General features: G+C 69.2%; 5 protein-coding genes. 1 reads left to right on the top strand and 4 read right to left on the bottom strand.

From position 1 onward, the window contains the following. Positions 1–377 precede the first annotated feature (377 nt). Positions 378–1,385, bottom strand: coding sequence for a stage II sporulation protein M (locus tag ACFC51_RS24070; protein WP_376379740.1), 1,008 nt, complete (start codon positions 1,383–1,385; stop codon positions 378–380). A 119-nt stretch (positions 1,386–1,504) separates the two neighbouring features. On the opposite strand from ACFC51_RS24070, the gene ACFC51_RS24065 reads away from it, so the two are divergent. Next, the gene (locus tag ACFC51_RS24065; protein ID WP_376530690.1) at positions 1,505–2,506 is read left to right on the top strand and encodes an RDD family protein; all 1,002 of its coding nucleotides are present in this window, start codon (positions 1,505–1,507) and stop codon (positions 2,504–2,506) included. 120 nt (positions 2,507–2,626) lie between these two features. On the opposite strand, the gene ACFC51_RS24060 is transcribed toward ACFC51_RS24065, so the two are convergent. From ACFC51_RS24060 to ACFC51_RS24050, 3 genes are all read right to left on the bottom strand, one after another. Beyond that, on the bottom strand, positions 2,627–3,259 hold the full coding sequence (locus tag ACFC51_RS24060) for a hypothetical protein (protein WP_376379745.1): 633 nt from the start codon (positions 3,257–3,259) through the stop codon (positions 2,627–2,629). A gap of 123 nt (positions 3,260–3,382) precedes the next feature. Further along, positions 3,383–4,840, bottom strand: coding sequence for an adenosylhomocysteinase (ahcY, locus tag ACFC51_RS24055; protein ID WP_376379747.1), 1,458 nt, complete (start codon positions 4,838–4,840; stop codon positions 3,383–3,385). A gap of 262 nt (positions 4,841–5,102) precedes the next feature. Next, positions 5,103–6,098 carry a cation diffusion facilitator family transporter gene (locus tag ACFC51_RS24050; RefSeq protein ID WP_376530688.1) on the bottom strand — a complete coding sequence of 332 codons (996 nt, stop codon included), beginning with the start codon at positions 6,096–6,098 and terminating at the stop codon, positions 5,103–5,105. Positions 6,099–6,152 lie beyond the last annotated feature (54 nt).

Below are 6,152 nucleotides of genomic sequence, written 5' to 3'. Positions count from 1 at the left end.
GTTTCGCTTTCCAGTTCTTCGCTTTCGCGTTTCCCTTTCCGGCGAGTCCGACTTTACCAGACTCTTTTCCGTTCCGTTTCCGGTCCGAATCTGAAATCCAGCAGCCTGCGGAGGGCCTTTGCCTTTCGGCTGACTCGACTTTATCAGAAGCAATTCGGCCGAAGCGAATCCGGCTTGACTGCGTGAAAGAGAAGAATCGATCGGCTCTGCGGAGATCACGTCCCCTGCACGAGCAAGATGAACTTTAGTTGGTCCCGACGAAGCCTGTCCAGCTCGTCGCAACCGTTAAAATCTACCTCCCCACGCGGACCGTGTCAACGGTTTTTGTGGGCGAAGAGGAGACTAGCAGGTCAGCGGAGCCGAACGCACATCGGCTCTCACGCCGCGGAGGGCAGCTCCGCACTCCGCTCCGCCCTTTCGAGGTCTCCCGTCTCCCCGGCACGCGCGGCTCGGCCTCCCAGGACATAGACGTAGAGGAGAAAGGCCAGCTCAGCGGCGATGCCGATGGTGATGCGGGCCCAGGTGGGAAGGCCCGAGGGAGTGACGAAGCCTTCGATCAGACCGGAGACGAAGAGGACCAGCGCCAACCCGATGGCCATGCCGATAGCGGCTCGGCCCTGCTGGGCCAGGGCAGAGCGTCGGGAGCGCGGGCCCGGCTCGATGACCGTCCAGCCGAGGCGCAGGCCTGTGCCCGCCGCGACGAAGACGGCCGTGAGCTCCAGAAGGCCGTGCGGCAGGACGAGTCCGAGGAAGGTGTCCAGACGGCCTGCGGAGGACATGAGGCCGATGCCTACGGCGAGGTTGAGCACGTTGACGAACAGGATCCAGATCACCGGGATGCCGAGGAAGGCACCCAGCACCAGGCACATGGCCGCCGCCTGAGCGTTGTTCGTCCACACCTGGGCCGCGAAGGAGGCAGCCGGGTGGCTGGAGTAGTAGGTCTCGTACTCGCCCCCCGGACGTGTCAGCGCGCGCAGGTCGTCCGGGGCGGCGATCGACGCCTGGACCTCCGGGTGCGTGCCGATCCACCAGCCGATCACGGCGGCCAGGAGTACGGAGAGCACGGCCGTGGGTATCCACCAGTGCCGGGAGCGGTAGACGGCCGCGGGAAAGCCGGCGGTCAGGAATCGCGCGGCATCGCGCCACGAGGCGCGGCGGGTCCCCGTCACCGTCGAACGCGCGCGGGCCACGAGCTGGGTGAGGCGGGCGGTCAGCAGCGGGTCCGGCGCGCTGGACTGGATCAGCGACAGATGGGTGGCGGTGCGCTGGTACAAGGAGACGAGTTCGTCCGCCTCCTCCCCTGTCAGGCTGCGTCCTCGGTGCAGAAGATGGTCCAGGCGGTCCCACTCGATGCGGTGGGTGGTCACGAAGACGTCGAGATCCATGGTCGGCTGCTGCTCCAGGCAAGGTGCGTACGGGTCCGTACTACGGCGGTGCGCTGCGGGCCAGCTTGGCAGACTGTGAACCCGAGGGGCAGACATGGGCGGCGAGGGGTGGGGTGGCGATGAATGAGCTCGTGACGGGGGACGCGGTCGTACTGGGGTTGCGGCCGGCGAGGCTGCCGAGCCGCGCGTTGGCGATCGCCATCGATCTCGCGGTTCTCCTGACCGTCTTCGTGCTGGTGTCCGTCGGCCTGGCCGTGGCGACGGTGACCCTCGACGACGCGGCCGTCGCCGCGATCGCCGTGGCCACGTTCCTTCTCGTACTGGTCGGCGGACCTGTGGCGGTCGAGACGCTGAGCCATGGTCGTTCGCTCGGGAAGCTCGCCTGCGGGCTCCGGGTCGTGCGGGACGACGGCGGTCCGATCCGGTTCCGGCACGCGCTCGTGCGTGGGGCGATGGGCGTGGTCGAGATTCTTGGGACCTTCGGCGTGGTGGGCTGCATCGCCTCGCTGGTGTCCGCCCGTGGCCGCCGGCTCGGCGACGTGTTCGCCGGGACCCTGGTCGTGCGTGAGCGGGTGCCGGCCGGACGGGGCCGCTCCGTGCCGCCGCCACCGCCCTGGCTCGTGGGCCGCTTCACGCAGCTGGATCTCTCGGGCGTCCCGGACGGCCTCTGGCTGGCGATACGTCAGTACCTGACACGGATGAACCAGCTCGACGCCACGGTGGGCGGGGCGCTGGCCGAACGGCTCTCCTCCGACCTCGCCGTGCGTACGGGAGTGCCCGTACCTCAGGGAGTCCCGGCTGCCGCCTATCTCGCGGCAGTGGTGAACGAGCGGCAGGCACGCGACGTGCGGCGGGTGGCAGCGGCTGCCGGCCGGGAAGCCGGCCGTCCACCGACGGCCGCAGCGATACCCGTATCCATGCCCATGCCCATGCACATGCCCATGCCCATGCACATGCCCATGTCCATGCCCGCACCTGCGCCGGTGCCCGCGGACGGAGGGGGCTTCGGCTCCCTCCCCACGCGTGCCCGTTCGGATGACGGCGGCCGGCCCCTCGATGCTCCCGCGGACGGGAACGGCGCCGAGGGGCCCGCCCCGACGGGATTCGCCCCTCCGGCCTGACCTCTGCCTGCCTGCCCCGGCCTCCCCAGGTCGGGAACGGCCTCTCCGGCGGCTCCGTCCTCAGCCCTTGCCCACCCGCGGCTCCGACGTCACCTCTCGCCCACCCCGGCGGCTCCGCCCTCAGCCCTCGCCCGCCCGGCGGGGCATGGGCGAGGGCGGGGATTCGAGGTGTTCGAGCTCGATCCCCGGTGCCGCCAGCACCACGTCCCCCGCGATGTGGACGGTGTGCTGATCACCGGTGTCCAGTGCATTGACCTGGTACGCGTCCACGATCAGAGGCCCGTTGTCAGTGGCGTGCGCTTCACTGTTCAGCAGCGACCAGGACTGGTCGACGGTACGAGGGGCGAGAACCGGGTCCGTGAAGGTGACCAGACGGACGCGGGTCGCGGGGGAATCGGGGGTGAGGCGCAGGAGCCGGGCCGTGGCGACGAGGAACGCGGGGGAGGTGCCGGAGAAGCAGTGGGCACGGACGTTGCCTTCGGTGGCGTGGGAACCGGTGGGGTCGGTCCGTACCCAGGTGACTCCGTCGAGGGCGGCGCCGCGGATCTGCCAGCTCGCGGCATGCAGTTCGAGGCGGATGGGGCGGCCGAGTTCGTCCAGCGCCAGATCGACGGAGCCCAGATGGGCGCCTGAGGGGGCCGTGGTCTGGGAGACGTAGCGCCAGCCGGAAGGACCGGGCGCGCAGTGGAAGTGTTCTTCGCCGAGGGGGGTGTGGTCGTGCGGATCGTGGAGCGAATAACGGCCGCGGGGCATGGGGTCCTTCGGGTTCCTCGGGCTGTGCGGGTGCGGTACGGGGCAGGCCCCCGACACGGGGGTGCGGGGGCCTGCACTCGGACCTGCTGCTAGAGCTGAGCCGGCCGTCGGCCGACGGCCGGCTCAGTAGCGGTAGAGGTCGGACTTGAACGGTCCTTCGACCGGGACGCCGATGTAGTCGGCCTGCTCCTGGCGCAGGGTCGTGAGCTTCACGCCCAGCGCGTCGAGGTGGAGACGGGCGACCTTCTCGTCCAGGTGCTTCGGCAGCACGTAGACATCGGTGGGGTACGCCTCGGGCTTGGTGAACAGCTCGATCTGGGCCAGGGTCTGGTCCGCGAACGAGTTGGACATGACGAACGAGGGGTGACCGGTCGCGTTGCCGAGGTTCAGCAGGCGGCCCTCGGACAGCACGATCAGGACCTTGCCGTCGGCGAACGTCCAGGTGTGGACCTGCGGCTTGACCTCGTCCTTGACGACACCGTCGATCTTGGCCAGGCCGGCCATGTCGATCTCGTTGTCGAAATGGCCGATGTTGCCGACGATGGCCTGGTGCTTCATCCGGGCCATGTCCGAGGCCATGATGATGTCCTTGTTGCCCGTGGTCGTGACGAAGATGTCCGCGGTCTCCACCACGTCGTCCAGCGTCGTGACCTGGTAACCGTCCATCGCCGCCTGCAGCGCGCAGATCGGGTCGATCTCCGTGATGATCACCCGGGCACCCTGGCCGCGCAGCGACTCCGCGCAGCCCTTGCCCACGTCGCCGTAGCCGCAGACGACGGCGGTCTTGCCGCCGATCAGGACGTCGGTGGCGCGGTTGATGCCATCAATCAGCGAGTGACGGCAGCCGTACTTGTTGTCGAACTTGGACTTGGTGACCGCGTCGTTGACGTTGATCGCCGGGAACAGGAGGGTGCCGTCACGGTGCATCTCGTAGAGACGGTGCACACCGGTCGTGGTCTCCTCGGTCACGCCGCGGATCTCCGACGCCAGCTGCGTCCACTTCTGGGGGGACTCACCCAGGGTGCGGTTCAGCAGCGTGAGGATGTACGCGTACTCCTCGCTGTCCGCGGTCGACGGGTCCGGGGCTTCGCCCGCCTTCTCGAACTCGACACCCTTGTGGACCAGGAGGGTGGCGTCACCACCGTCGTCCAGGATCATGTTCGGGCCGCCGGTGGGGGTGTTGGGCCACGTCAGGGCCTGCTCCGTGCACCACCAGTACTCCTCCAGGCTCTCGCCCTTCCAGGCGAAGACCGGGACGCCGGCGGGGGCCTCCGGGGTGCCGTTCGGGCCGACCGCGATGGCGGCGGCGGCGTGGTCCTGGGTGGAGAAGATGTTGCAGGAGGCCCAGCGGACCTCGGCGCCCAGGGCGACGAGGGTCTCGATGAGCACCGCGGTCTGCACGGTCATGTGCAGCGAGCCGGTGATCCGGGCGCCGGCCAGCGGCTGCGCGGCGGCGTACTCCTTGCGGATCGACATCAGGCCGGGCATCTCGTGCTCGGCGAGGGTGATCTCCTTGCGCCCGAAGGCGGCGAGGGAGAGGTCGGCGACCTTGAAGTCCTGGCGGTTTGCGGCCGTCGTCATAACGGGCTGCTCCTCGTAGTGGGTCGAGGGTGGACTGGCTGGCTCTGCGGCAGTCACGGGCACACGAATGCCCGGGCGATCCGCAGTGCAGTCCGTCGGAGGCCCTCTCTCCCTCGGCCGGTCCGCCGGGGCGGACCGATCGACCGCCATCAGCAGCGACGTCTGGTACTCCCCCGAATCTACACCGAACGGCCCAGTGAGCCCCAGTCCGCCCGGGGGGCGAATCGGGTCACCGGGCCGTTCGGGGCCGGTACAGGGCAGGTCAGTGGCCGGATTCCGTCGGCGCGTCGTCGGAGGGCGTGGGGCCGCCCGGGGCCTTGCCGGGGTTGATGCCTGCCGCGGCGGCCGACTCGTCGTAGATGTCGGGCTCGAGGTAGATGACCCGGGCGATCGGCACGGCTTCGCGGATCCGGTGCTCCGCGGCGTTGATCGCCTCCGCGACCTCGGCGGCGGTCTCCTCCGCCCGTACGGCGATCTTGGCGGCCACCAGCAGTTCCTCCGGACCCAGGTGGAGCGTGCGCATGTGGATGACGCGGGTGACGGTGTCGCCGTCGACCACGGAGGCGTGGATCTTCTCGACGTCCTCGACACCGGCCGCCTCACCGAGCAGCAGCGACTTCGTCTCGGCGGCGAGGACGATCGCGATGGCGATCAGCAGGATGCCGATGCAGAGGGTGCCGATGCCGTCCCAGACGCCGTCACCGGTGGCCAGCGCCAGGCCGACACCGCCGAGGGCCAGGACGAGGCCGACGAGCGCGCCGAAGTCCTCGAGGAGGACGACCGGAAGCTCGGGCGCCTTGGCCCGGCGGACGAACTGCGTCCACGAGAGCTTGCCGCGGGTCTGGTTGGACTCCGCGATGGCCGTACGGAAGGAGAAGCCCTCGGCGATGATCGCGAAGACCAGCACACCGACCGGCCAGTACCAGGCCTCGATCTCGTGGGGGTGCTTGATCTTCTCGTAGCCCTCGTAGATCGCGAACATGCCACCGACCGAGAACAGCACGATCGACACGAGGAAGGCGTAGATGTAGCGCTCGCGCCCGTAGCCGAAGGGGTGTTGGGGAGTCGCCTCGCGCTGGGCCTTCTTGCCGCCGAGCAGCAGGAGTCCCTGGTTGCCCGAGTCCGCGAGCGAGTGGACGCTCTCCGCCAGCATCGACGACGAGCCACTGAAGAGGAACGCCACGAATTTGGCCACTGCGATCGCGAGGTTGGCGGCGAGTGCCGCCACGATCGCCTTGGTTCCGCCTGACGCGCTCATGGGTGCGTGGTGTCCCTTCCTCGGTGCTGCGGCACGGGCGCCGCGGTACGGCCG

The organism is Streptomyces sp. NPDC055962 (assembly GCF_042270185.1).
Lineage (GTDB): Bacteria > Actinomycetota > Actinomycetes > Streptomycetales > Streptomycetaceae > Streptomyces.
Note: the sequence above shows the minus strand (reverse complement) of the source record. Positions and strands in the feature narration are given on the sequence as shown.

Excerpts from the sequence above, each read along its gene's own strand:
- ACFC51_RS24070 (WP_376379740.1), bottom strand. The coding sequence starts at position 1,385 with ATGGATCTCGACGTCTTCGTGACCACCCACCGCATCGAGTGGGACCGC.
- ACFC51_RS24065 (WP_376530690.1), top strand. The coding sequence starts at position 1,505 with ATGAATGAGCTCGTGACGGGGGACGCGGTCGTACTGGGGTTGCGGCCG.
- ACFC51_RS24060 (WP_376379745.1), bottom strand. The coding sequence starts at position 3,259 with ATGCCCCGCGGCCGTTATTCGCTCCACGATCCGCACGACCACACCCCC.
- ahcY (WP_376379747.1), bottom strand. The coding sequence starts at position 4,840 with ATGACGACGGCCGCAAACCGCCAGGACTTCAAGGTCGCCGACCTCTCC.
- ACFC51_RS24050 (WP_376530688.1), bottom strand. The coding sequence starts at position 6,098 with ATGAGCGCGTCAGGCGGAACCAAGGCGATCGTGGCGGCACTCGCCGCC.